25 protein-coding genes are annotated in these 23,823 nt (G+C 72.6%); 8 read left to right on the forward strand and 17 right to left on the reverse strand.

What is annotated here, in order from left to right; genetic code table 11:
* Positions 1-15 precede the first annotated feature (15 nt).
* Positions 16-966 carry an ROK family glucokinase gene (locus ASF17_RS08485; RefSeq protein WP_055797790.1) on the reverse strand — a complete coding sequence of 317 codons (951 nt, stop codon included), beginning with the start codon at positions 964-966 and terminating at the stop codon, positions 16-18.
* 103 nt (positions 967-1,069) lie between these two features.
* Here ASF17_RS08485 and ASF17_RS08490 point away from each other — a divergent pair, with 103 nt between their 5' ends.
* On the forward strand, positions 1,070-2,908 hold the full coding sequence (locus ASF17_RS08490) for an AMP-dependent synthetase/ligase (RefSeq protein WP_055797793.1): 1,839 nt from the start codon (positions 1,070-1,072) through the stop codon (positions 2,906-2,908).
* A 55-nt stretch (positions 2,909-2,963) separates the two neighbouring features.
* Here the strand turns inward: ASF17_RS08490 and ASF17_RS08495 are convergent, their stop codons facing one another.
* Entirely contained in the window at positions 2,964-3,461 is a 498-nt protein-coding gene (locus ASF17_RS08495) for a peptide deformylase (RefSeq protein WP_055798553.1), read from the reverse strand.
* A gap of 103 nt (positions 3,462-3,564) precedes the next feature.
* On the opposite strand from ASF17_RS08495, the gene ASF17_RS08500 reads away from it, so the two are divergent.
* On the forward strand, positions 3,565-4,377 hold the full coding sequence (locus ASF17_RS08500; protein ID WP_055797797.1) for a ParA family protein: 813 nt from the start codon (positions 3,565-3,567) through the stop codon (positions 4,375-4,377).
* A 97-nt stretch (positions 4,378-4,474) separates the two neighbouring features.
* Here ASF17_RS08500 and ASF17_RS08505 read toward each other — a convergent pair whose 3' ends face one another.
* The 3 genes from ASF17_RS08505 to ASF17_RS08515 all read right to left on the reverse strand — a co-directional run bounded on the left by ASF17_RS08505 (position 4,475) and on the right by ASF17_RS08515 (position 6,367).
* Positions 4,475-5,023, reverse strand: a complete 549-nt coding sequence (locus ASF17_RS08505; protein WP_055797800.1) for a MerR family transcriptional regulator — start codon at positions 5,021-5,023, stop codon at positions 4,475-4,477.
* 157 nt (positions 5,024-5,180) lie between these two features.
* On the reverse strand, positions 5,181-5,879 hold the full coding sequence (gene ftsR, locus ASF17_RS08510) for a transcriptional regulator FtsR (protein ID WP_055797803.1): 699 nt from the start codon (positions 5,877-5,879) through the stop codon (positions 5,181-5,183).
* Positions 5,879-6,367 carry an FHA domain-containing protein gene (locus ASF17_RS08515; RefSeq protein ID WP_055797807.1) on the reverse strand — a complete coding sequence of 163 codons (489 nt, stop codon included), beginning with the start codon at positions 6,365-6,367 and terminating at the stop codon, positions 5,879-5,881. Before ASF17_RS08515 ends, ftsR begins: the two co-directional genes overlap by 1 nt.
* Positions 6,368-6,598: 231 nt before the next feature.
* Between ASF17_RS08515 and ASF17_RS08520 the strand changes: the two genes are divergently transcribed.
* The gene (locus ASF17_RS08520) at positions 6,599-8,113 is read left to right on the forward strand and encodes a S1C family serine protease (protein ID WP_235476452.1); all 1,515 of its coding nucleotides are present in this window, start codon (positions 6,599-6,601) and stop codon (positions 8,111-8,113) included.
* Positions 8,114-8,263: 150 nt separating this feature from the next.
* Here ASF17_RS08520 and ASF17_RS08525 read toward each other — a convergent pair whose 3' ends face one another.
* From ASF17_RS08525 to ASF17_RS15260, 3 genes are read right to left on the reverse strand one after another with little or no spacing between them, the layout of a single operon-like run.
* Positions 8,264-9,166, reverse strand: coding sequence for an NUDIX domain-containing protein (locus ASF17_RS08525; RefSeq protein WP_235476453.1), 903 nt, complete (start codon positions 9,164-9,166; stop codon positions 8,264-8,266).
* Positions 9,167-9,204: 38 nt separating this feature from the next.
* Positions 9,205-10,146, reverse strand: coding sequence for a J domain-containing protein (locus tag ASF17_RS08530; protein WP_055797814.1), 942 nt, complete (start codon positions 10,144-10,146; stop codon positions 9,205-9,207).
* A 45-nt stretch (positions 10,147-10,191) separates the two neighbouring features.
* Complete coding sequence (locus ASF17_RS15260; protein WP_082475166.1) at positions 10,192-10,602, reverse strand: PGPGW domain-containing protein; 411 nt, start codon at positions 10,600-10,602, stop codon at positions 10,192-10,194.
* A gap of 99 nt (positions 10,603-10,701) precedes the next feature.
* Between ASF17_RS15260 and ASF17_RS08540 the strand changes: the two genes are divergently transcribed.
* The 3 genes from ASF17_RS08540 to ASF17_RS08550 all read left to right on the forward strand — a co-directional run bounded on the left by ASF17_RS08540 (position 10,702) and on the right by ASF17_RS08550 (position 13,198).
* On the forward strand, positions 10,702-11,673 hold the full coding sequence (locus ASF17_RS08540; RefSeq protein ID WP_055797816.1) for an aldo/keto reductase: 972 nt from the start codon (positions 10,702-10,704) through the stop codon (positions 11,671-11,673).
* A gap of 13 nt (positions 11,674-11,686) precedes the next feature.
* Positions 11,687-12,550, forward strand: a complete 864-nt coding sequence (locus ASF17_RS08545) for an aldo/keto reductase (RefSeq protein ID WP_055797819.1) — start codon at positions 11,687-11,689, stop codon at positions 12,548-12,550.
* 96 nt (positions 12,551-12,646) lie between these two features.
* Positions 12,647-13,198 carry a YbhB/YbcL family Raf kinase inhibitor-like protein gene (locus ASF17_RS08550; protein ID WP_055797822.1) on the forward strand — a complete coding sequence of 184 codons (552 nt, stop codon included), beginning with the start codon at positions 12,647-12,649 and terminating at the stop codon, positions 13,196-13,198.
* Here ASF17_RS08550 and ASF17_RS08555 read toward each other — a convergent pair.
* Positions 13,161-13,655 carry a hypothetical protein gene (locus tag ASF17_RS08555; RefSeq protein WP_055797826.1) on the reverse strand — a complete coding sequence of 165 codons (495 nt, stop codon included), beginning with the start codon at positions 13,653-13,655 and terminating at the stop codon, positions 13,161-13,163. The two genes, ASF17_RS08550 and ASF17_RS08555, sit on opposite strands and share 38 nt — an antisense overlap.
* A 3-nt stretch (positions 13,656-13,658) precedes the next feature.
* Positions 13,659-14,078: a hypothetical protein gene (locus ASF17_RS08560; protein WP_055797829.1), complete on the reverse strand. Its 420-nt coding sequence runs from the start codon at positions 14,076-14,078 to the stop codon at positions 13,659-13,661.
* Between the two features lie 170 nt (positions 14,079-14,248).
* Here ASF17_RS08560 and ASF17_RS08565 point away from each other — a divergent pair, with 170 nt between their 5' ends.
* Both ASF17_RS08565 and ASF17_RS08570 read left to right on the forward strand, forming a co-directional pair.
* Positions 14,249-15,022: an EI24 domain-containing protein gene (locus ASF17_RS08565; RefSeq protein ID WP_055798561.1), complete on the forward strand. Its 774-nt coding sequence runs from the start codon at positions 14,249-14,251 to the stop codon at positions 15,020-15,022.
* Positions 15,019-15,879: an aldo/keto reductase gene (locus ASF17_RS08570; protein WP_055797832.1), complete on the forward strand. Its 861-nt coding sequence runs from the start codon at positions 15,019-15,021 to the stop codon at positions 15,877-15,879. The genes ASF17_RS08565 and ASF17_RS08570 overlap by 4 nt, the downstream gene beginning before the upstream one ends.
* A 75-nt stretch (positions 15,880-15,954) precedes the next feature.
* On the opposite strand, the gene ASF17_RS08575 is transcribed toward ASF17_RS08570, so the two are convergent.
* The 7 genes from ASF17_RS08575 to ASF17_RS08605 form a co-directional block, all read right to left on the reverse strand.
* Positions 15,955-16,437: a VOC family protein gene (locus tag ASF17_RS08575; protein ID WP_055797836.1), complete on the reverse strand. Its 483-nt coding sequence runs from the start codon at positions 16,435-16,437 to the stop codon at positions 15,955-15,957.
* A 109-nt stretch (positions 16,438-16,546) separates the two neighbouring features.
* Positions 16,547-18,019, reverse strand: coding sequence for an NCS2 family permease (locus ASF17_RS08580; protein WP_055797839.1), 1,473 nt, complete (start codon positions 18,017-18,019; stop codon positions 16,547-16,549).
* Positions 18,020-18,073: 54 nt separating this feature from the next.
* The gene (locus ASF17_RS08585; RefSeq protein ID WP_055797842.1) at positions 18,074-19,621 is read right to left on the reverse strand and encodes an ATP-binding protein; all 1,548 of its coding nucleotides are present in this window, start codon (positions 19,619-19,621) and stop codon (positions 18,074-18,076) included.
* The gene (locus ASF17_RS08590) at positions 19,618-21,393 is read right to left on the reverse strand and encodes an urea amidolyase family protein (RefSeq protein WP_235476454.1); all 1,776 of its coding nucleotides are present in this window, start codon (positions 21,391-21,393) and stop codon (positions 19,618-19,620) included. The genes ASF17_RS08585 and ASF17_RS08590 overlap by 4 nt, the downstream gene beginning before the upstream one ends.
* Positions 21,390-22,262 carry a LamB/YcsF family protein gene (locus ASF17_RS08595; protein WP_082475168.1) on the reverse strand — a complete coding sequence of 291 codons (873 nt, stop codon included), beginning with the start codon at positions 22,260-22,262 and terminating at the stop codon, positions 21,390-21,392. The genes ASF17_RS08590 and ASF17_RS08595 overlap by 4 nt, the downstream gene beginning before the upstream one ends.
* Positions 22,263-22,362: 100 nt before the next feature.
* The gene (locus ASF17_RS08600) at positions 22,363-22,806 is read right to left on the reverse strand and encodes a DoxX family protein (RefSeq protein ID WP_055798564.1); all 444 of its coding nucleotides are present in this window, start codon (positions 22,804-22,806) and stop codon (positions 22,363-22,365) included.
* A gap of 98 nt (positions 22,807-22,904) precedes the next feature.
* Positions 22,905-23,762 (reverse strand): LysR substrate-binding domain-containing protein, encoded by an 858-nt coding sequence (locus ASF17_RS08605; protein ID WP_055798568.1) that lies wholly within the window; start codon positions 23,760-23,762, stop codon positions 22,905-22,907.
* Positions 23,763-23,823 lie beyond the last annotated feature (61 nt).

Consider the following 23,823-nt stretch of genomic DNA (forward strand, 5'->3'; position numbering starts at 1 on the left):
GTCGGTCGGTCGGGCTCAGAGCCCGGTCGCGTGCAGTCTGGCGAGGTCGGCCGCGCCGACGACGCCGGCGTCGTTGACGAGCTCGGCGATGACGAACTCGGGCTCCGGGTGATAGCCGCGGGCCGGCAGGTGCGCCAGATAGGCCTCGCGCACCGGGGCGAGCAGCAGCTCGCCCGACTGCGCGACGCCGCCGCCGAACACGAAGATCTGAGGGTCGAGGACGACGGACAGGGAGGCGGCCGCCTGACCCAGCCAGCCGCCCAGTTCCCGGAGGGCCTCGATGGCACCCGGGTCTCCGGCCTTCATGAGCTCGCTGACGTCATGACCGGTGAGCTCCCCCTTGGCCTCGCGGACGGCCGCCAGAGCGGCACCCGCACCGGGCCGGTCGGCGACCTCGCCGGCCATGCGGAGCAGTGCACGACCCGAGCCGTACTGCTCGATGCACCCGCGGGCGCCGCAACCGCACGGGAGACCGTCAGGGACGACGCGGAGGTGGCCGAGCTCGCCACCCGTGCCGAAGCCGCCGCGGAGGAGACGGTCCTGGGCGACGATGGCGCCGCCGACGCCGGTGCCGATCGTCAGCATGGTCATGTCGCTGGCCAGCCGGCCGGCGCCGAAGCGGAACTCGGCCCAGCCCGCGGCGTTCGCGTCGTTGTCGATCGTGATGTGCAGATCGAGTCGTTCGGACAGCAGAGCGCGGAGGGGCTCGTTCCGCCACGCGATGTTCGGCGTGTAGTAGACGGTCGACTGGGCCGCGTCGATGAAGCCCGGCGCGGCCACCCCGGCCGCGACGACGTCGCGGTGCTCGGACTGGAGGGAGGTGATCATCTCGACGACGGCGTCGACGATCGCTCGCGAGTCGCCCGCGGGGGTCGGCACCCGTCGTTCGGCGACGATCTCGCCGAGCTCGGTGACGACGCCACCCGCGATCTTCGTTCCGCCGATGTCGATTCCGATTGCCTGCACGAGCGTCGAGTCTATCCCCGGCGTCCCCTCGACGAGGCATGCCGCACCGGCGGCCTCCCCGCTAGGGTGAGGAGGACCATCGTTCGGTACCGAAGGAGCTGCCGTGAACGAACACACCGTCCCCCTGGCCGTGGAGCCCGACGTGAACGCCAACGCGACCGACCTCCTGATCGACCGCGTCCGGGCCACGCCCGACGCCGCTCTCTTCGCCGTCCCCGACGGCGTCGGGGGCTGGTCGGACATCAGCGCCGCCGACTTCCTGGCCAGGGTGCGAGCCCTCGCCAAGGGACTGATCGCCGCGGGCATCCGTCCCGGCGACGCCGTCGGGCTCATGTGCCGCACCCGGTACGAATGGACCCTGGTCGACTTCGCCACCTGGTTCGCCGGAGCGCTGCTCGTGCCCGTCTACGAGACGTCGTCGCCGGCCCAGGTCCAGTGGAACCTCAGCGACTCGGGTGCCGTGGCTCTCATCCTCGAGACGCCCGACCACTTCGCGCGATTCGACGAGGTGCACCCCGACCTCCCCGACGTATCCCACGTCTGGCAGATCGACCTCGGCGACCTCGACAAGCTCGCGGCCGCGGGCGCCGACGTCGACGACGACGAGCTGGAGCGCCGCCGCTCGGCGGCCGGACCGGACGACCTCGCGACGATCATCTACACCTCGGGCACCACGGGACGCCCGCGCGGCTGCATGCTGACGCACGCCAACTTCGTCGAGACGAGTCGGAACGCCGCGCTCGCCATGTCCGACGTCGTGGCCCCCGGCTCGTCGACGCTGCTCTTCATCACCACGGCCCACGTGTTCGCCCGGTTCATCGCGGTGATGTCGGTGCACGCGGGGGTCCGCGTCGGGCACCAGGCCGACACCAAGCAGCTCCTCCCCTCGCTCGCCTCGTTCAAGCCCTCGTTCCTGCTCGCGGTGCCCCGGGTGTTCGAGAAGGTCTACAACTCCGCGGAGCAGAAGGCCGAGACCGGGGGGAAGGGAGCGATCTTCCGTCGCGCGGTGGCGGTCGCGATCGCCCACAGCAAGGCCCTCGACGAGGGCACGGTGCCCCTCGGCCTGAAGCTGCGCTTCGCGCTCTTCGACCGGCTCGTCTACAGCAAGCTGAAGAAGGCCATGGGCGGGAACATCCGCTACGCCGTGTCGGGCTCCGCCCCGCTCGGCACGCGTCTCGGGCACTTCTTCCGCAGTCTCGACATCCGCATCCTGGAGGGCTACGGGCTGACGGAGACGACGGCTCCGGCATCCGTGAACCTCGTCTCGAAGTTCAAGATCGGCACCGTCGGCCCCGCCCTGCCGGGCGTCTCGCTCCGGACGGACGACGACGGCGAGATCCTCATCAAGGGCGAGAACGTCTTCGCCGGCTACTGGAACGACCCGGAGGGGACGGCCGCGGTGCTGCAGGACGGCTGGTTCCGCACCGGGGACCTGGGATCCATCGACTCCGACGGCTATCTCACCATCACCGGTCGCAAGAAGGAGATCATCGTCACCGCCGGCGGGAAGAACGTGGCACCGGCCGTCCTCGAGGACCCGATCCGGGCGAACCCCCTCGTCGCACAGGTGGTCGTGGTCGGCGATCAGAAGCCGTTCATCTCGGCCCTGGTGACCCTCGACACCGAGATGCTGCCGGTCTGGCTGAACAACGCCGGTGAGGCCGCGGACATGCCGCTCGCCGAGGCCGCCGAGCACCCCGTCGTCCTCGCGGAGATCCAGAGGGCCGTCGACGAGGCGAACACGGCCGTCTCTCGCGCCGAGTCGATCCGGAAGTTCATCGTGCTGCCCCTCGAACTCACCGAGGAGAGCGGACACCTGACGCCCAAGATGAGCATCAAGCGGGCGATCGTCCTGAAGGACTTCGCCCCGCAGATCGCGGACCTCTACACCGTCTACCCCAGCACGGACTCCGTCCGGACGGTCACCCACCCCGCGAGCTGAGCTGCCGTCGACCGGCCGGGCCCAGCCCGGCCGGCTCGGCCCGGCTCGCCGAGGATCAGGCGCGCCACCAGTCGCTCATGCGGATCTCGCGGAGGGCCTCGCGTCGCGTCGCGGGCTCGAGCGTCATCACGTAGAGGGTGCCGTCGAGGTGGTCCGTCTCGTGCTGCAGAGCCTGGGCCATGAGACCGGTCCCCTCGAGGACCACCGGCTCTCCGTCGAGATCGACGCCCTCGACCCGCGCATACGACCAGCGCGGCGTCGGGAACCAGAACCCCGGAACGGACAGACATCCCTCGTCGACCAGCTCCCGCTCGCCCGACGCCTCGACCAGCACGGGGTTCAGGACGTAGCCGACCTCGCCGTCGACGTTGTAGCTGAAGGCGCGGAGGCCGACGCCGATCTGCGCGGCCGCGACCCCGGCGCGACCGGGCTCGCGGACGGTGTCGAGGAGGTCGGCCACGAGCGACGCCAACCGCGGGTCGCCGAGCGTGACGGGGTCGGACGTCGACCGCAGGACCGGGTCGCCGAACAGACGGATGGATCTCACGCTCACGGCGTGCACCTCCTTGGGTGCTCAGGTGGGACGGACGAGGGGATTCGAGCTCGCCGACGTGGCTTTTAGGCTCTTCAACAGTAGTGAAGGTATCGTGAGGGTCGTGCATGTACTCAGCGTCAGCTCACTCAAGGGGGGCGTCGGCAAGACGACGGTGACGCTCGGACTCACGTCGGCCGCCTTCGCCAAAGGCCTCCGGACCCTCGTGGTCGACCTCGATCCGCAGTCGGACGTGTCGACCGGCCTCGACATCACCGTCGCCGGTCACCTCAACGTGGCGGACGTCCTGGCGTCTCCGAAGGAGAAGACCGTCCGAGCGGCCATCGCACCGAGCGGCTGGACGAAGGGCCGACAGGGCAAGATCGACGTGATGATCGGCAGCCCCTCCGCCATCAACTTCGACGGTCCGCACCCCTCCATCCGCGACATCTGGAAGCTCGAGGAGGCGCTCGCCAACGTCGAGGCCGACTACGACCTCGTCCTGATCGACTGCGCGCCCTCGCTCAACGCCCTCACCCGGACGGCGTGGGCCGCTTCGGACCGCGTGACCGTCGTCACCGAGCCCGGACTGTTCAGCGTCGCGGCGGCTGACCGTGCCCTCCGGGCCATCGAGGAGATCCGCCGGGGACTCTCGCCCCGCCTGCAGCCGCTGGGCATCATCGTCAACCGCGCCCGGGTGCAGTCCATCGAGCACCAGTTCCGCATCAAGGAGCTCCGCGACATGTTCGGCCCGCTGGTGCTCAGTCCTCAGCTGCCCGAGCGCACGTCGCTGCAGCAGGCTCAGGGCGCGGCGAAGCCTCTGCACGTCTGGCCCGGGGAGAGCGCGCAGGAGATGGCGCGCAACTTCGATCAGCTGCTAGAACGAATCATGCGCACCGCGAAGATCGGCGATTACGCGGAGCCCGCGGCCCGCTGACGCCGACTCCCCCGCTTCTCACACGAAGAGCCCCCGCCGATCGGCGGGGGCTCTTCGGCGTTCTGGTGCGAGGTCTCGAAGCGGGAGGGAGACCGCCTCAGCTGGCGCGAGTCCCGCGACGCGCGGCCAGCTCGTCGGACGGGTCGGCCGCCGGGGTGCTGTCGAGTTCGACGAGGCTGGTCTCGACCTCGCGGAGCACCTTGCCCACGGCGATGCCGAAGACGCCCTGCCCGCGGCTCACGAGGTCGATGACCTCGTCGTCGGAGGTGCACAGGTAGACGCTCGCACCGTCGGACATCAGCGTGGTCTGAGCCAGGTCGCTGACACCCGACTCGCGCAGCTGGTTGACGGCCGTCCGGATCTGCTGGAGCGAGATGCCCGTGTCGAGGAGCCGCTTCACGAGCTTGAGGACGAGGATGTCGCGGAATCCGTAGAGCCGCTGGGATCCCGAACCCGCGGCGCTGCGGATCGTGGGCTCCACGAGACCCGTCCGGGCCCAGTAGTCGAGCTGGCGGTAGCTGATTCCGGCCGCTCGAGCGGCGACGGTGCCGCGATACCCGCTGTCGGCGTCGAGGTCGGGCATCCCGTCCGTGAACAGCAGGCCCAGCTCGTAACGGGACCCCTCGGGGGAACCTGACTCACTCATGCCGCTGCCTTCCGCTGTGCTTCGTCCAGACCCGGAACGTTCAATGTCGGGTTGATGGTTTGACCTGGACCCACGGTACCCACAACGGGACCTGGACGAGACGACATTCGCGTGGACACCCCGGCGTGTCGAGGATATTCGCCGCGCGGCCGCGCGTCTACGTGTCGAGTCGGTCGAGGGCCGAGCGGACCAGCGCCCGACGGACGACGTCGAGCTGCTCGGCGAGCTCGCGGGACAGCTCGGCGACCCGGGCTCGACCCGCCGCGTCGCGGCGCCGGGCGACGGAGGCGACCGCGGACTCGATCAGGTCGAGCTCCCGCTCGGCGGCGACCCGGACGGTCCGGAGATGACGCGGCTCGATGCCCGTCTTCTTGAGCTCGACGAGGGCCGTCAGAACGGTGACCGAGTCGTCGCCGTGGTGCTCCGCCGCGGGGATCAGCGAGGCCGCCACCGCGTCGTCGAGCAGCCCCGGGGTCGCACCGGTGCGCGCGATCAGCTCGTCGCGGGACAGGCGGCGAGGAGACGTCACCAGCGAGACCCCGCCGGCACCGGACGGCAGCACCGTCGGACGACCGGCGTCGAGGTCGGCCAGATGCTGGCGGATGACCTTGAGAGGGAGGTAGTGGTCTCTCTGCAGACCGAGGATGAATCGGAGACGCTCGACGTCGGCCGGCGAGAACTTGCGATATCCGGACGGCGTGCGCACGGGCGTGACGAGCTCGCGCTCCTCGAGGAACCGGAGCTTGCTGTTGCTGAGGTCGGGGAACTCGGGCTTCAGCCTCGAGAGGACCTGGCCGATCGTCAGGAGATCCGTCGGCCCGGTCTGCGGCGACCGAGCGGCGGCGGTTCGGGGCACTACTTGATCGCCAGGTGCGCCAGGTCGACGCGCGACGCGTAGAACGTGAGACGGAACTTGCCCACCTGGACCTCGGCGCCGTCGCTGAGCAGCGTCTCGTCGATGCGCACCCCGTCGAAGTACGTGCCGTTGAGGGAGCCGAGGTCGACGACGCTGAACGTCGTGCCCGAACGGCGGAACTCGGCGTGCTTGCGACTGACCGTGACGTCGTCGAGGAAGATGCCGGCATCGGGGTGCCGCCCGGCCACCGTGACGTCGGAGTCGAGGAGGAAGCGAGCCCCGATGTTCGGCCCGCGACGGACAACGAGGAGCGCCGAGCCGGACGGGAGCGCCGCGACGGCCTCGCGCTCGTCGGTCGAGACGCCGCCCTCGAGAGCAGCCAGCTGAGCCTGGAACTCCTCGTTGAAGCTGAGAGTGGTGTCGACCTCGCGATGGGCGCCCTGAGCACCGGAGTGCTCGCCGGGTACCTGATTGGCGTGCTCTGCCATCGTGGACCTCCTTCGGCCTCCCAGCGTATCGGAACTCGCGGCCCGCTCCGCAACGTCGGAGGGAAGACCCTCCCGTCGGGCGGGAACGATCCGCCTGTCGTCGCGCCTCCGTCCGCCTCCGTGCTGCTCCTCATGGAACTCCCCACCGCCTCCGAGGCTGGTCATAGGGGTTCCTTGGGGAGCGGCGCTTGTCTGATCTCACCGCACCACCGCAGCCACAGGAGGCACCCCATGTACGACCGAGAGAGCGACGCCGCGAACGGCACGAACGGCACGAACGGCGAGACGACGCCCCCGACGCCCCCCACCGACGGAACGCGTCCCTCCCCGGAGGACGCCGCCCGACTCGGGACTCCCCCCGCCGAGGCCCGCACCCTCCCCCACGTCACCGGGGCGTCCGACGCGCGCTACGTGAACTCGTCGGCACCGTCGTGGATGAGCGGCGGCGACGGGACGCACCAGTCGTACGACGCGAGCCCGAACGCCGACCGGACCCGCCCCTCCGGAGCTCCGGGCGTCCCCGAGGCGTTCGCCCGACCGACGCGCCGCCGCCCTCGCCGCTGGATGCTGGTCACCGGCGCCGCCGCCGCGTTCATCATCGCCGCGAGCGGGACCGGAGGCGCGGCCTACGCCCTCGGGCACACCGTCGGCACGGCGGCGGCCGAGGCGGCGTCGCAGCAGCAGTCGATCCAGCTGGCGCCCCAGTACACGGGCCCTCAGGGCGGGGCGGGAACGTCGCCGTTCGGAGACGGCCAGGGCACCGGCGACGGACAGGGCGGCACGTCGGGATCGCAGGGATCGACGGGAACGACCGAGTCGACGGCGACGCCGGCCACCGCGGAGGAGACCGCCGGAGTGGTCACGATCGTCTCCACCCTGAACTACGACGACTCGTACAAGTCCGCGGGCACGGGCATGATCCTCGACTCCGACGGGCTCATCCTGACCAACAACCACGTCGTGCAGGGCTCGACCAGCATCGAGGTGACCGACGAGTCCACCGGTCGCACCTACACGGCCGACGTCGTCGGCACGGACGCCACCAACGACGTCGCCGTGCTGCAACTGCGCGACGCGTCGGGTCTCGAACCCGTCTCGTTCGCCGACTCCGCCGACGTCTCGGCCGGCGACGCCGTGCACTCCACCGGGAACGCCGAGGGCACCGGCGATCTCGTCACCGCGGAGGGCAGCGTCCTCGCCACCGATCAGTCCATCCAGGTGCGCAGCGAGACCGGCACGGGCGGCGAGTCGCTGTCGGGGCTGATCGAGATCCAGTCCGACGTGGTCTCGGGCGATTCGGGCGGCCCGCTCCGGGACGCGGACGGCGACGTCATCGGCATCGTGACCGCCGCCTCCTCGGGGACGACCCCGATCACCGGGTACGCGATCCCCGTCGACCAGGCCCTCGACATCGCCAAGCGCATCGTCGCCGGGACCGGCGGCGGCACGATCCGGATCGGACTCCCGGCGTTCCTGGGGGCGCAGATCGCGGACACGACCACCGGCGGCGGCGTGGCTGGCGTGACGATCGCCGGGACGGTCGAGGGCAGCGCGGCGGCGTCCGCCGGACTCGTCGCGGGAGACACCATCACGGCGCTGGACGGTGCACCGGTCGGCGACGCCTCCGCTCTGACGGCCGCGGTGCAGGCCCACGACTCGGGCGACAGCGTCTCGATCGCCTGGACGGACGCGGCCGGGGCATCGCACACGGCCACCGTCACCCTCGGCGACGGCCCCGCCGCCTGATCCCTGCTGCGGACCTCCTCCGCACGCTGACGCGCCCGTCGTCGCCCACCCGGCGACGGCGGGCGCAGTCGTATGGACGGCCGGACCGGGTGGCCGCGAGGTCGGCTCAGTCGCGGGCGCGGCCGGACCACGTCGCGAGCGAGGGCGGGCTCAGTCGCGGGCGAGGGCTGCCAGGAGTCGCTGCGGCCCCACGACACGAGCCCCGAGGCGCTCGACGCGACCCGCGAGGGCCCGGTCGGCGGTGACCACGATGACCCGCGCCTCCGGGGCCGATCCCAGGATGCCGTCGACGCGCTCGACGACCGCCGCGTCGCCGTCGGCGGGCGCACGGACGACGTCGATGCCGGGGCCCGTGGACTGCGCCGCCGCCGCCTCGCCCTCGAGCACGACGCTGATCGACGGCCACCACGAGGTCGGCGCCCCCGCGGACGGCTCGGCGTCCGTCGTCTCGTCGAGGACGAGAGACGCGGGCAGGCCCTCCGCCGAGCCCGCCTGCAGATCGCCGAGGAGGCGCGCGGCAGCCCCGGCACGATCACGCCACCAGCCGTCGGGTCGGGATCCGACGACGTTGGCGGCGTCGACGATCAGGTGGACGCGAGTGTCGAGGTGCGCCGACAGCCCCGACCACGAGGCCGCGAACCCGGGATGGAGCGGCAGGGCGTCGACCTCGTCTCGCGGCACCCAGCGGAGCTCGAGGCTCTCGGCGTCGGAGACGATCGCGTCGAAGGGCTCGGTCACCCGCGCCACGACGGTGGTGTACGACCAGAAGCCGAGATCGAGCACGGAGGCGAACAGCAGCTGCAGGGCCTCCCCCGGCACGGCGGCCTCCTCGCCGCTCTCGCGGAGGGCGCCCTCGACGGCTGTCTCGTCGAACTGCCGTGCCCCGCCGGGCAGACCCCAGGTGCCGCCGAAGTGGCTCCACTCGACGCGATGCTGCAGGAGGACGCGGTCGTCGGCATCGATGACCAGCAGCCCTGCGGCCCCGGCCCGCCCCCAGAACCTGCGGCCGTCAGGGCTCTCGACCCAGCCGTCGGCGGGTCCGTGGATGCTCACGGGTCGAGCTTGCCACACCCGGGACGACGGGGTCGTCCTCAGACGAAGCGCACGGTCTGCTGCAGTCGCTCGCGGATCTCGAAGACGTCGGAGATGGTCGTTCGATCCGACAGATCGGGCCCGTGACGCAGCACCTGGGGCAGGAGCGAGCGCCGCAGGACGTGGGTCGCACCCCGGCGACCCCGACCGGCCGGCTCGAGCGCCGCGGCGAAGTCGTCGTCGGGCACGACGATGAGCTGGTGCGTGAACGACACCCGGGTGTCGCGCCGGACGGCGCGCGCCTGACGGGTCAGATCGCGGACGGGACTCTCGTGCTCGGGGATGCCGGCGCCCGTCAGCTCGCCTCGGGTCAGGGCGACCTCGCCGCCCCAGTCGGACGACTGGATGGCGAAGAGCCCGGCGGGGCCCAGCACGATGTGATCGAGCTTGCCCTCGACCCCCGCGTCGACGTCGCTCCAGATCGTGAAGGCGATGCCGAGATCCGTCACGGTCGCCACCGTGGCCTCCTCGGCGAGGGCGTCGGCCAGGACGTGCCGGATCTCGGGAGGCGCGGTGCGGACCAGTCTCTCGTCGTACGGATCGTCGAGGGGGACGCCACGACCGACCCACTCGCGCATGAGCTCGAGATAGCGCTCCCGGTTCGCGCCGCCGGGGTGCCCGTGCACGCGGGCGCGCGGCTTCGAGTCGGTGCGCGGCGCCTCCCGGGCCGGCGGTGCCCAGGTCGGGGCCGCCGAGGACGCGGACGTGCGCGCGGAGTCGGCGGACGTCGGCCGACGGCGATCGTAGGAGGCCCGCGCCTCGGGAGTGCCGATCTGCTCCCACGCGAGCTGCAGCGCCCGGAACGCCGAGGCCGTGCCGCCGAGGTCGGGGTGGGTCTCGCGGGCCAGACGACGGTACGCGCGGCGCAGGTCGTCGTCCGATGCGGACGAGGGGACGCCGAGGACCTCGTACGGGGTCGAGGAGGCGGGGCTGGGCGTCACGACGACGAGGATACCGGCGGCGGGCTGAGTGTCGGGAGGGTGGCGTCAGCGCATGGCGGGCTTCGCCGAACGAGCCGCTCGAGCGACCCGCCAGGCGCGCCACCGCAGGTGGAGCCGGCGGGCGAGCCGCCGCATGGCCAGCGTGATGCGGTGCGCCAGGGGGAACTCCGTGCCGAGGACGGCGACGCCGACGAAGACGATGAGCCAGCCCGGACCCGGCAGCGGGACGAGGATGAGGCCCAGACCGACGACGAGGAGACCGACGACGGCCACGCCGAGCTTGTAGATCCAGCGCAGCCTCGGGAACGCGTCGAGACGGGCGCGCTGCCGACGGTACGAGGCCCGGAACCGCCTACCTCGAACGCGCTCGTCTCGGGCACGGCCGTCGGAGGCGAGGGGGGTCGTCGGGACGATCGGCGCCGGGTCGCCGGATGCGCCCGGCGCGGTGGAGGTCATGCCAGGACACTAGAGGCCGCCCCTGGCAGGCACCGCCGTGGTGACTGCCAAGCGTCTGAGTGCCGGGCCGAGGAGGCGCGGGAGGCGTAGTCAGGACCGATGGACTACACACATCTCGGCCGGACGGGGCTGTCCGTCTCGCGGGCCGTCCTCGGCACGATGAACTTCGGGCCGCAGACCACCGAACCCGACTCGCACGCGATCATGGACCGGGCCCACGAGCTCGGCGTCAACTTCTTCGACACCGCCGACGTCTACGGCTGGGAGAAGGGCGAAGGCGTCACGGAGCGGATCATCGGCCGGTGGTTCGCGCAGGGCGGCGGTCGACGCGACAAGACCGTGCTGGCGACCAAGTTGTACGGCGACATGGGCGATTGGCCCAACGAGGGGCGGCTCAGCGCGCTGCACATCCGACGCGCGCTGGACGCGAGCCTGTCGCGTCTGCAGACCGACCACATCGATCTGTACCAGTTCCACCACGTGGATCGGGAGACGCCCTGGGACGAGATCTGGCAGGCCATGGAGGTCGCGGTCCAACAGGGGAAGGTGCTGTACACCGGCAGCAGCAACTTCGCCGGCTGGCACATCGCCCAGGCGCAGGAGGCCGCCCGCAGCCGTCACTTCACCGGTCTCGCCAGCGAGCAGTCGATCTACAACCTCATCGTGCGGGACGTCGAGCGGGAGACACTGCCGGCCGCCCGTCACTACGGACTCGGCATGATCCCGTGGTCGCCGCTGAACGGCGGACTGCTCGGCGGAGTGATCGAGAAGACCGAGGAGGGGTCGCGCCGACTCGAGGGTCGGAGCGCGGACTACGTGGCCGAGCACCGCGACCAGCTCGTGGCCTACGAGGACCTCGCTCGAGAGCTCGGGCACGCCCCCGGCGAGATCGCTCTCGCGTGGCTGCTGCACCAGCCGGGCGTCACCGGCCCGATCACCGGTCCGCGGACCATGACGCAGCTGGAGTCGGCCGTCGCGGCGGTCGACGTGAGGCTGGACGAGGCCGCGCTGACGCGGCTGGACGAGATCTTCCCCGGGCACCGCACGGCGCCCGAGGACTACGCGTGGTGAGAAGGAGAACCCCATGAGAACCAGAACCATCGGAGACGTCACGGTCAGCGCGATCGGCCTCGGGGCGATGCCCCTGTCGATCGAGGGTCGACCCGACGAGCGTCAGGCCGTATCGACCATCCACGCCGCCCTCGAGCAGGGGATCACCCTGATCGACACGGCGGACGCCTATCACCAGGCGGGTGCCGACGAGGTCGGGCACAACGAGGAGCTCATCGCCCGGGCTCTGGCGAGCTTCCACGCCGACACGTCGGAGGTGCTCGTCGCGACGAAGGGCGGGCACCTGCGCCCGACCGCCGGCGCCTGGACCCAGAACGGCGACCCGGCCTACCTCAAGGAGGCCGCAAGGGCCTCGGCCAAGCGCCTGGGCGTCGACGCGATCGGGCTGTACCAGTTCCACCGCCCTGACCCCGCCGTGCCCTACGCCGACAGCATCGGCGCACTCGCCGAGCTGCTCGACGAGGGCGTCATCCGGATGGCGGGCATCTCGAACGCCACCGTGGATCAGATCCGCGAGGCGAACACCGTCCTCGACGACCGTCTCGTCTCGGTGCAGAACCAGTACTCCCCCGCGTTCCGCTCGAGCGAGGAGGAGCTGGTGCTGTGCGACGAGCTCGGCATCGCGTTCCTGCCGTGGAGCCCGCTCGGCGGCATCACCGACGCGGCGGAGCTCGGATCCAAGCACGCCGTCTTCGCCGAGATCGCGAACGCCCGCCGGGTGACGCCGCAGGTGCTCACCCTCGCCTGGGAGCTCGCGAAGTCGGAGCTCGTCATCCCCATCCCCGGTGCCCGGCGCCCTCAGACGATCATGAACTCCGCCACCGCGCCCACCATCAAGCTCTCGGCCGACGAGATCCAGCGTCTCGACGCCGCCTGACCTCCCGGCCGGTCGACGACCCGTCGGCGACCGGCCGGGTGGCCTCGGAACTCCGAGGCACCCCCGATCGATCCACCGCACGCTCAGAGGAGAACCATGCCCGAATCGCACTTCGACCGCCCCTACGACATCATCGCCGAGGTGCCGTCGTTCGAGCTGACCAGCACCGACGTCGAGGACGGCACCGAGCTCGGCCGCGGCCAGGTCAGCGGACTCATGGGCCCCGGCGGCGACGACGCCAGCCCGCAGCTGAGCTGGAGCGGCGCCCCCGAGGGGACCAGGAGCTACGCCGTCACCGTGTACGACCCGTACGCCCCGACCGGCTCCGGCTTCTGGCACTGGGCGGTCGTGGACCTGCCCGCGAGCACCACCTCGCTCGCGACGGGGGCGGGTGACGACGAGGGCTCGGGCCTGCCCGAGGGCGCCTTCCAGCTGAAGAACGACGGAGGGATGGCCCGGTTCGTCGGAGCCGCCCCGCCCGAGGGACACGGCCCGCACACCTACTTCGTCGCGGTGCACGCCCTCGACGTCGACACGCTCGGGATCGACGCCTCGGCGAGCCCCGCCTACCTGGGTTTCAACCTCCACTTCCACACCATCGCCCGGGCCGTCATCCGAGCGACGTTCGAGGTGCCCGCGGCGTCGTGATCCGAACGGCGCCGTCGACGAGGGCGACGTAGCCCGAGGGGGTGCGGTACCAGACGGCGCGGAGGGCCAGTGGCCCTCCCGCCATCCGGTCGATCAGGCCGTCAGCCCAGACGCCGACGGCGACCCGGTCGGGCACGTCGTCGTCCACCGTCTGCCAGACCAACGCGACCTGCCGGGCCCGCACCCGCAGACCCTGGTGACGCAGCATGTCGACGAACTGGTCCAGCTCGGCCTCCCGAGGGAGCCGCGGGGCGTTGTGCAGCCGGCCTGCCGGAGAGAGCTGCGAGCCCTCAGCGTCGAGGAAGACGACGTGGACGACCTCGCGGTCGCAGGGCTCGTCGCAGAGAGCGTCGGCGTAGGCCGCGGCGGTGTCGGCCTCGGCGTCCGGTGCGAGGTCCGGGAGGCGCAGAAACCGCGGTTCGGGATCGAGCGGAACCCCCGGGCCGGTGAAGCGCACGCCTCAGCCCGCCAGGACGAGTCGGGCGACGTCGGAGGGCGTCCGTCTCATCGGCGGATGGACGATCAGGCCGCCCGGACGCAGACGCGACAGGAGCGCCTTGGCCCAGCGCTGATCGTCGAACGACGCCGACAGGGACTCGTCGTCGTTCTGCCACACCAGCAGGATGGACGACGCCTCGATCCACCCCGCGACCTCGACGATCCGCGTGGCGTAGAGCTCCGCATCGGCCAGGGTCGGCTCGACCGGACATCCGCTCACGGCGATCGGGGGCGCCAGGGGCACGCCGTACTCGTCGAGGAACATCCAGAGGAGGGCGCGCTCGTCGCAGGGGTCGAGACAGAAGTCGTCGACGAAGCGCTCCAGCTCGTCGTCGGTCGGTCGGTGGGCCAGGGCGGGCGGATAGGTCTCGAGTGCTGTCATGGGAACGAGGATGCCGAGGGCCCTCCGGCGGCCGTCGGCTCAGGCCAGGTCGCTGGGGAGAGCGCCGACGTCGACCTCCACGGTGAGGGGAGGACACGGGACCGCCTGTGGACGGTCGTGACGGGTCGACCGGCCGCACCCGCGCCTCCTCGGATCGATACGCTCTCGGTGTGGATGCGGTCAGGGAGTTCTTCGCGGGGGTGGCCCTGCTCGGTCGCGGCCTGCGGCTGTGGGGGACCTCGCCGCGGCTGATGCTGCTGGGCGCCGTGCCCGCTCTCGTCGTGGGGGCGGTCTTCGTCGGCCTGATCATCGCCGTCGGCCTCACCGCCGACGACATCGCGGTCGCCGTCACCCCGTTCGCCGCGGACTGGTCGGACCTCTCGCGGTCGGCGGTCCGTCTCGCCGCGGGTCTCGCGGTCGTCGCCCTCGCGGTGCTGCTGGCCGTCGTGACGTTCACCGCGGTGACGCTGCTGGTCGGCGATCCGTTCTACGAGCGCATCTGGCGCCGCGTCGAGGAGCGCGAGGGCGACGCGCCGGCCGAGATCGAGCGCGGCGTCTGGGCCGGGATCGCCCGGAGCGCCGGCGACTCGCTGCGCCTGCTCGTCGCGACCGCCGGTGTCGGGATCCTCCTCTTCGTCGGCGGATTCGTCCCCCTGCTCGGCCAGACGCTCATCCCCGTCGTGGGCGCGCTCGTCGGCGGCTGGTTCCTGGCCGTCGAGCTGACGGCCTACGCCTTCGACGCGCGCGGACGCACTCTCCGCGACCGGCGCCGCCTGCTCGCGACCCGACGAGCCCGGACCCTCGGGCTCGGAACGGCCACGTACCTCCTGTTCTTCGTGCCCCTGGGCGCCGTGGCGGTCATGCCGGCCGCCGTCGCCGCGGCCACGCTGCTCAGCCGCGACGTGCTCTCGGAGGGAGCCCGCGACTACCATCGCCCGGCATGACGACCCCCGCCTCCCCCACCAACCCGTCCGTCCCGCTGCCCGACGGCCGCGTCGTCCCCGCGCTCGGACAGGGCACGTGGCGGCTCGGCGACGATCCCCGGCGACGCGAGTCCGAGATCGCCGCGCTGCGGGCGGGCCTCGACGCCGGTCTCACCCTGATCGACACGGCCGAGATGTACGGGCAGGGCGCCTCGGAACGCCTCGTCGGCGAGGCCATCGAGGGTCGCCGCGACGAGGTCTTCGTCGTCGGCAAGGTGCTGCCCGACAACGCCTCGCGGCGCGGCACCGTCGAGGCCTGCCACGCCAGCCTCGAACGCCTGGGTCTCGAGCGCCTCGATCTGTACCTGCTGCACTGGCGCGGCCGGCACCCGCTGACCGACACCGTCGAGGGGATGGAGGAGCTGGTCGCCGAGGGCGCGATCGGGGGCTGGGGCGTCAGCAACTTCGACCTCGAGGACATGACCGAGCTCGTCGGACCAGCCGGCGGCGTCAACGTGCAGACGAACCAGATCCTCTACAACCTCGCGCGCCGCGGGCCGGAGTTCGAGCTGCTGCCCTGGGCGCGCGACCGGGGCATGCCGCTCATGTCGTACTCGCCCGTCGACGGCGGCGAGCTGCTCGACCATCCCGTGCTGCGCACGGTCGCCGCCGAGATGGGCGCGACGCCCGCGCAGGTCGCCCTCGCCTGGGTGCTCCGACTCGCGCCGGACATGCTGGCGGCGGTCAAGGCGGCGACGACCGAGCATGCGCTCGAGAACGCCGCCGCCCTCGCCATCGACCTGGACGACCGCGCCGTCGTCCAGCTGGAGCGTGCGTTCCCCGCGCCGACGGGACCGGAGCCGCTCGAGATGCGCTGAGCCGCGCCTCCTCGGCATCCCTCCCGGCCGGGCCCGGCCAGGGCGTCCGCGGGAGTCGAGGAGGCGCGGGTCGACTCAGTCGCCCGCGTACGCCTTCTCGAGATCCGCGACCACGAGCCGGGTCATGCCCATCATCGCGGCCAGGGCGCGCGCCGCGCCCGCCGGATCGTCTCCGCCGATGGTCGACTGCATGACCGAGGGCACGATCTGCCACCAGAAGCCCCAGCGGTCGCGCACCCAGCCGCACCGCCCCTCCTGACCGCCGTCGGCGACCAGGGCGTCCCAGTGACGGTCGAGCTCGTCCTGCCCGCCCACCGGGACGGAGAGCGACACGGCCTCGTTCGGGGTGAATCCGGGCCCGCCGTTGAGCGCCTGGAACGGCTGACCGCCGAGCTCGAACTCGACGACCAGGGCCTGACCCGCGAGGGTCGGATCGGGCAGGTCGTCGGGATAGCGCGACACGTTCGTCACGCGCGAGTCGGCGAAGAGCGACGTGTAGAACGCGGCCGCCGTCTCGGCCTGGCCGTCGAACCACAGGACGGGGGTGATGCGGGGCACGGGGCCTCCTCGGGTCGTCGAGCGCGGCGTCGTCGTCGTCGCGAGCCCCAGGCTAGCCCCGCCCGGACCGGAGGGACAGGGCGCCCGGATCGCCGGACGGGACCGCGGCTCAGGCCAGGAACGCCTCGATCGGGCCGCGGACGAAGTAGACCAGGAACCCGGCGGCGACGATCCACAGCAGGGGGCTGATCCCCCGGGCCCGACCCGAGAGCGCCCGGACGAGCACCCAGCTGATGAAGCCGGCGCCGATGCCGTTGGCGATGGAGTAGGTCAGCGGCATGACGATGATCGTCAGGAAGACGGGCAGGGCGACGGAGAAGTCGGTCCAGTCGATGTCCTTGATCTGCGACACCATCAGGGCGCCGACGATGACCAGCGCCGCCGAGGCCACCTCGAGGGGCACGACCTGCGTCAGCGGCGTGAAGAACATCGCGAGGATGAACAGGACGCCGGTGACGATCGAGGCGAAGCCCGTGCGGGCGCCCTCGCCGATGCCCGACGCCGACTCGACGAAGACGGTGTTCGACGACGAGCTCGTCGCGCCGCCGGCGACCGCGCCGATCCCCTCGACCACGAGCGCCGACCGCAGACGCGGGAACGTGCCCTTCTCGTCGGCCACGTCGGAGGCCTTCGCGAGCCCCGTCATGGTGCCCATCGCGTCGAAGAAGTTCGTGAACACCAGGGTGAAGACGAGCATCACGGCCGACAGCACCCCGATGCGCGCGAACGCCCCGAAGCTGACGTCTCCGATCAGAGACAGGTCGGGCAGGGCGACGACCTGGGTCGGCAGCACCGGCGCGTTGAGGTTCCATTTGTCGGCGTCCTGACCGAGCGACGGGCCGACGCGGAAGATGGATTCGAGCACGATCGAGATGACGGTCGTGCCGACGATGCCGATCAGGATGGCGCCCTTGACGCGGCGGGCCATGAGGACGGCGATGGCGATGAGGCCGATCACGAAGGTCAGGGTCGGGAGACTCGCGATCGACCCCGCGTCGCCGAGCTGGACCGGGGGCGACGCCGAGCCGCTCGGGCGGACGAAGCCCGAGTCGACCAGGCCGATGAACGCGATGAACAGACCGATGCCGACCGTGATGGCCGTCTTGAGCGCCGCGGGAACGGCGTTGAAGATCAGTCCGCGCAGCCCGGTCACGGCGAGGATCGTGATGACGAGGCCGTTGATCACGACGAGCCCCATCGCCTCGGGCCACGTGACGTCGTTCACCACGTTGACGGCGAGGAAGGAGTTGATGCCGAGGCCCGCGGCGAACGCGAACGGGAGGCGCGCGACGGCTCCGAAGAGGATCGTCATCACACCGGCGGTCAGAGCCGTGACCGCTGCGACCTGATCGTTCTGCAGCCAGCCGCCCGTGACGTCCTGGGCGGCCTGGTCGGCGCTGAAACCGCCGAGGATGAGCGGGTTGAGGATCACGATGTACGCCATCGTGACGAAGGTCACGATGCCGCCGCGGAACTCCCGGGCCCACGACGAGCCCCGGGCCGTGATCTCGAAGTAGCGGTCGAGTCGACCGTCGGGCCGGGTCGGGGACGTGGCGGGGCCGGTGGGCGCGGACGTGGTCATGAGGCGACTCCGAGGTGAGGGGCGTAGCCCGGCGGCCGCGGGCAGACGCCCAGCTTACGGCCGCGCGGAGTGGTCGACGGGCGCGGTCGTCGCGGCGGCCGTGTCCGCCGCGGCGACGACGGCGGCGACCACGTCGGTCGCCGACAGCGCCGCCGCGAGGGTCACCTCGAGCCGCTCGCCGTCGACCTCGATCCAGGTCCGCAGCAGATCGGCCGACCGCCCCGGCCCCGGTGTCGAGACCGCCAGGGCCTCCAGCCCGTCGAGCTCGGTCTCGACCCACCGCGTGTGGACGGCGAACCGCCCCCCGTCGGCGGTGAAGGCCGGTTCGTCGATCAGCAGACGGTGGAAGGGCGCCGTCGTCGCCGGCCCCTCGACCGTGAGAGCCGAGAGCGCCCGACGCGCCCTCCGGAGGGCCTCGTCGCGATCGCGACCGCTCACCGTGAGGGTCAGGAGGAGCGGGTCGCGCCCGATCGGCGCCGTGCCCTCGACGCCGACGCCGGGATCGATGCGGACGCCGGGCCCGCCCGGCAGCGACAGGGCCGTCACGGCGGTCGGGGTCGGGAGGAACCCGCGACCCGGATCCTCCGCGATGACCCGGAAGGTCAGGGCGTGGGAGATCGCCTCGGGCAGGTCGTCGACCTCGAGGGGACGACCGTCGGCGACGAGGAGCTGCTGCCGGACGAGATCGACCCCGGTCGACTGCTCGGTCGCCGCGTGCTCGACGGCGAGAGCCGTGCCGAACTCGAGGAACGACACCGCGCCCGCCTGCGACACGAGGAACTCGACCGTCCCGGCGCCGCGGTAGGCCACGGCGACGGCGAGGGAGCGCGCGGTCGCCACCACCTCGTCCCGCTGCTCGTCGGTGAGGAACGGCGCCGGCGACTCGGCGACGAGCTTCTGGTGCCGTCGCTGGACGGAGCAGTCGCGGACGTCGACGACGACGACGCCGCCCCGTCCGTCGCCGAGCACCTGGGCCTCGACGTGGCGGGGCCGGTCGAGGTACTGCTCGACGAAGCACTCGCCGCGCCCGAAGACGGCCGCGGCCTCGCGGACGGCCGAGTCGAGGAAGTCGGCGACCTCGTCGAGGCGGCGGGCGACGCGCAGGCCCACCCCTCCCCCGCCGTGGGCGGCCTTCAGCGCGATGGGCATGCCGTGGCGCTGCGCGAAGACGACGGCGTCGGACGCCCGCTCGATCGGGCCCGCCGTGCCGACGACCAGCGCCGCCCCGACCGAGTCCGCCAGGGCGCGGGTGGCGATCTTGTCGCCGAGCGTCTCCATCGACTCGGGGGTCGGTCCGATCCAGGTCAGCCCCGCGGCGACGACGCGACGGGCGAACTCGGCGTTCTCGGAGAGCGGCCCGCACCCCGGATGCACGGCGTCCGCCCCGCTGCGGCGCGCGATGTCGAGGAGGGCGCCCATGTCGAGGTACGCGTCGACCTCGCCGCTGGACGGGAGGGCCCACGCCTCGTCGGCGGATCCGACGTGCAGGGCGTCGGCGTCGTCCGCGGCGTGGACGGCGACGGATCCGAGGTCGAGCTCGGCGCAGGCGCCGATGATGCGGACGGCGATGAGACCGCGCTCGGCGACGAGGACCTTCCTCATGCCTCGTCACCCCTCTCGGGGACGGCGGCGGGGGTCGGCGTCGCCACCGGACGCCCGGAGGCCGTTCGCGCACGGAGGTCCGGCCCCGGCACGGCGCGGAACCGCACGCGCGCCCCGACGGGCACCTGCGCGGCCCGGTCGAGCTGATCGCCGACGACGCAGGCGACGACCGGGTAGCCGCCCGTCACCGGGTGATCGGCCATGAACAGGACGGGCTGCCCGTCGGGCGGGACCTGCACGGCACCGGAGACCGTGGCCTCGCTGTCGAGCTCGCGCGCGACGGCGCGCTCGAGCGGGACGGCGCCCTCGAGACGCAGACCGATGCGATTCGATCGCGGCGTCACGGTCCACTCCTGCTCGGTCAGCCGGGCGAGGGCCTCCTCGGTGAACCAGTCGTCGCGGGGCCCGAGGACGACGTCGAGGAACGTCACCTCGTCGGGCGCGGAGACGGTCCGCTGCACGTGCGGGCCGGCGGCGGCGACGGACTCCGACCAGCCCCGCGCCACGACGAGCTCGTCGCCCGCCCGCAGACGCTCGGGGCCGAGCCCCGCCAGGACGTCGCCCGACGCGCTGTCGAGGACGGGATCGACCAGCCAGCCGCCGCGGACCGCGAGATACGAGTACACGCCCCGAGGAGGCGCGCCCACCTCGAGTACGTCGCCGTCGTCGAGCGCGAAGGGGGTCCCGACGACGAGGTCGCGCCGTTCGCCGCCGTGATCGACCGTGATCGGCACGGGGGCGCCCGCGATCGCGACCACGAGGTCGCCGCGCGCCGCCGCCACCAGACCGCCGTAGGCGAGCTCGAGCGCCGCCGACCCCGTCGACGAGCCGACCAGCCGGTTCGCCTCGCGGAGGGCGCGGTGGTCCATGGCGCCCGACCGCGAGACGCCGAGACCCGAGCGGCCGGGACGGCCCAGGTCTTCGATGATGCTGAACGGCCCCGGCTCGGACACGACGAGCGCCCGGGTGGGCGAGACGGCCGGGTCCGCGGCGTGCTCGACCGTGGCGGCCCGGAGCCGGACGGGAGCCGTCGTCGGCTGGCCGACCCGCGCCTCCTCGGTCCGGTCGTCGCCGTGCGGCGTGCTGACGGACTCGGGCGTGACGGCGCCCGCGTGCTCGGCGACGGCGACGAAGCGCACGCGCATCCCGGGCTGGAGCAGGGCGGGGACCCGCTCGGAGAGATCCCACATGGGGACCGTCGTGCGACCGACGAGCTGCCAGCCGCCCGGGCTCTCGCGCGGGTAGACGCCCGAGAAGCCCGCCGCGAGGGCCACGGCCCCGGCCGGGACGCTCGTGCGGGGGACGTCGCGACGGGGCACGTCGAGCGCCGGGTCGCCGCCCGACAGATAGGCGAAGCCGGGCGCGAAGCCCGTGAACGCGACCGTGTGCACGGCCGAGGTGTGTCGGCGGACGACCTCGTCGACGCTCAGGCCCGTGAGACGCGCGACCTCGTCGAGATCCGCCCCGTCGTAGTGCACCGGGATCTCGACGAGGCGACCGCTCGTGGCGGCGTCGCGGGACTTCGGCAGCGACCGGATGACCGCCAGCAGCGACCGGACGGGCAGAAGACTCGGGAGGAACCGCACCGCGACGGTGCGGGCGGCGGGCACGACGTCGAGGAGACCCGCGACCGGCTGGGCGAGGAGGGCGCCGAACACCGCGAGCGACTCGTCGAGACCACCCGTCTCGATCAGGATGCCGTCGGTGCCGAGCGGCAGGACCCGCAGATGCGCGATCGCCGACTCGAGATCGACCCCGTGGTCGTCGGTCACGTCGCCGAGCCCCCCGACGGAGGCGAGACGAGCCCGCTGGCGGCCGACGGGGCCCTCGGGGGCTCGCCCTGCTCGGTCGCCGCCACCTGACGCGGCGTCGCCACGAACGAGCGGACGGCGACGCCGGCCGACTCGAGGCCGCTCCGCAGGCCTGCGGCGATGGCCGCTGCGCCGGGGGTGTCGCCGTGGACGCAGACCGACTCGGCGTGGAGCTCGAGGTCGGTGCCGTCGACGGCGCGCATGCGCCCCGTCTCGACGAGTCGCAGCACGCGGTCGACGATCTCGGCGGGGTCGTGCAGCACGGCACCCGGCCGCGTGCGCGGCACGAGTCGGCCGTCGGGTGCGTAGGCGCGATCGGCGAAGGCCTCGGCGATGGTCGCGAGACCCGCCTCGGACGCCCGACGGAGCACCGCCGACCCGGCCGGACCGACGAGCACGAGCGCCGGGTCGACCCGCGTGACGGCCTCGATGACCGCGTGCGCGTGCCGACGGCCCCGCTCGTCGTCGACCGCCGTGACCGTGTACAGGGCGCCGTGCGGCTTGACGTAGCGGACCGCCGCCCCGACCGACGCCGCGACCCCGGTCAGGGCGCCGATCTGGTAGACGACGTCGCCGATCAGCTCGGCCTCGGAGGCGTCGACGAAGCGGCGCCCGAACCCCGCGAGATCGCGATACGAGACGTGGGCCCCGATCGCGACGCCCCGGCGGTGCGCCGCGTCGACCGTCGCGGTCATCGTGAGGGGGTCGCCTGCGTGGAAACCGCACGCGACGTTCGCACTCGTCACTGCGGCGAGCAGGGCGTCGTCGTCGCCGAGTGTCCAGCGACCGAACCCCTCGCCGAGGTCGGCGTTCAGATCGATGCTCGTCATGCGGGGCCTTCCGGGCTGCTCGGGGCGATGCGTCGGGTGCGCAGAGGGGTCGTTCCCCACCGTAGCGGGGCGGGCGCGACGACCGCTGGGTGCGAGCCGGTCAGGAGGCGCGGCGCACGAGCAGGGCCCGGGTCACCAGCGGCCACTGCAGGGGCAGCCGCGCGATCGCGATCGCCGTCCGGGCCGAGGAGGCGCGCTCGCTGCGGACGGACCGCGTCGCCATCGACACGTTGGCCGGGAACACCGCCACGAACAGCGCCGCCGCGAGGCCGCCGCCCAGACGACGGGTGGGGCGGGACGCGAGGAGGGCCGCGACGACGACCTCGGCGAGCCCGGAGACGATCGTGTAGGAGCGGGCGGAGCCGGGGAGCGACCGCGGCACGATCGAGTCGAACACCGCCGGGCGCACGAGGTGCAGGACCCCGCTGACGCCGAGGGCCCCGGCGAGCGCCCGGGCCGTGGTGCGGGCTCGGGCGGCGTCGGGGTGGGTCGACCCGGGGGCGGGGCGGAGGGGGTCCGGGGTGCGGGAGAAGCGGCGGGTCATGGTCCCCATGGTGCTCGCCCGCGCCTCCTCGGCCGGTCAGCGGAGTCGGCGTGGCCCGAGTCGGGGGCCCTGCGGTCCGGCTCGCGAGAGGGGGGCGGTCAGACGGCGCGACTGACGCCGCGGCTCATGATCGCCGTGGTCAGGGCGTCGACGGTCTCGCGGGGCGCGGCGGGGTTCGCGACGAGGACGTAGTCGACGTCGCCGAGGTCGGGCAGCGAGAAGCGGCGGCTGACCTTGACGAGGTCGGAGGGGATGAGCGAGAAGGGGAACGCGGCGACGCCCATGCCGGCGCGGACGGCGGCCAGCATGCCGTTCACGTCGCGGGTGTTGCAGGTGATGCGCCAGGTGCGGCCGGCGGACTCGAGGGCGTCGATGGCGAGCTGGCGGCTGAGGCTCGGCGCCTGGTACGCGATGAGGGGAACGGGCTGGCCGGTCTCGATCTGCAGCTTCTCCTGCGCCATCCAGACCATGGAGTCGCCGGCGACGCGGGTGCCCTCGGCGCTCTCGCCCGCGGTCTGCTTGACGAAGATGAGGTCGAGATGCCCGGCGGCGAGCCGTCTGCGGAGCGGGGCGCTCTGGTTGACGGTGAGCTCGAGGTTGATCTGCGGGTGGAGCTGACGGAAGTGGCGGAGGATGCGGGGCAGCTGCGTGATGGCGAGGTCGTCGGCGGCGCCGAAGCGCAGACGCCCGCTCATGGCGGAGCCGCTGAAGTAGCTCTCGGCGGCGCTGTGCGCGGCGAGGATGGTCCGCGCGAAGCCGGCCATGGCGTCGCCGTTGTCGGTGAGCCTGACCTCGCGGGTGTCGCGGGTGACGAGCGTGCGACCGGCGGCCTTCTCGAGCCGGCCGATGTGCTGACTGACGGTGGGCTGGCTGATGCCGAGCCGGAGCCCCGCGTTCGTGAAGCTGCGCGTCTCGGCGACGGCGAGGAACGTGGCGAGCAGCGCGGGGTCGAACATCGGGATCCTCTCGTCGTCGCACATTGCGATATCGGATGACACTGATTGCGACCATAGCGGG

Origin of the sequence: Frigoribacterium sp. Leaf263 (assembly GCF_001422285.1) — a bacterium.
GTDB lineage: Bacteria > Actinomycetota > Actinomycetes > Actinomycetales > Microbacteriaceae > Frigoribacterium.

Bases quoted from the DNA above. Each gene is read 5' to 3' on its own strand.
- ASF17_RS08505 (WP_055797800.1), bottom strand. From the start codon at position 5,023: ATGAGTGAGTCAGGTTCCCCCGAGGGGTCCCGTTACGAGCTGGGCCTG.
- ASF17_RS08515 (WP_055797807.1), bottom strand. From the start codon at position 6,367: ATGGCAGAGCACGCCAATCAGGTACCCGGCGAGCACTCCGGTGCTCAG.
- ASF17_RS08520 (WP_235476452.1), top strand. From the start codon at position 6,599: ATGTACGACCGAGAGAGCGACGCCGCGAACGGCACGAACGGCACGAAC.
- ASF17_RS15260 (WP_082475166.1), bottom strand. From the start codon at position 10,602: ATGACCTCCACCGCGCCGGGCGCATCCGGCGACCCGGCGCCGATCGTC.
- ASF17_RS08540 (WP_055797816.1), top strand. From the start codon at position 10,702: ATGGACTACACACATCTCGGCCGGACGGGGCTGTCCGTCTCGCGGGCC.
- ASF17_RS08545 (WP_055797819.1), top strand. From the start codon at position 11,687: ATGAGAACCAGAACCATCGGAGACGTCACGGTCAGCGCGATCGGCCTC.
- ASF17_RS08550 (WP_055797822.1), top strand. From the start codon at position 12,647: ATGCCCGAATCGCACTTCGACCGCCCCTACGACATCATCGCCGAGGTG.
- ASF17_RS08560 (WP_055797829.1), bottom strand. From the start codon at position 14,078: ATGACAGCACTCGAGACCTATCCGCCCGCCCTGGCCCACCGACCGACC.
- ASF17_RS08570 (WP_055797832.1), top strand. From the start codon at position 15,019: ATGACGACCCCCGCCTCCCCCACCAACCCGTCCGTCCCGCTGCCCGAC.
- ASF17_RS08580 (WP_055797839.1), bottom strand. From the start codon at position 18,019: ATGACCACGTCCGCGCCCACCGGCCCCGCCACGTCCCCGACCCGGCCC.
- ASF17_RS08585 (WP_055797842.1), bottom strand. From the start codon at position 19,621: ATGAGGAAGGTCCTCGTCGCCGAGCGCGGTCTCATCGCCGTCCGCATC.
- ASF17_RS08595 (WP_082475168.1), bottom strand. From the start codon at position 22,262: ATGACGAGCATCGATCTGAACGCCGACCTCGGCGAGGGGTTCGGTCGC.
- ASF17_RS08600 (WP_055798564.1), bottom strand. From the start codon at position 22,806: ATGACCCGCCGCTTCTCCCGCACCCCGGACCCCCTCCGCCCCGCCCCC.
- ASF17_RS08605 (WP_055798568.1), bottom strand. From the start codon at position 23,762: ATGTTCGACCCCGCGCTGCTCGCCACGTTCCTCGCCGTCGCCGAGACG.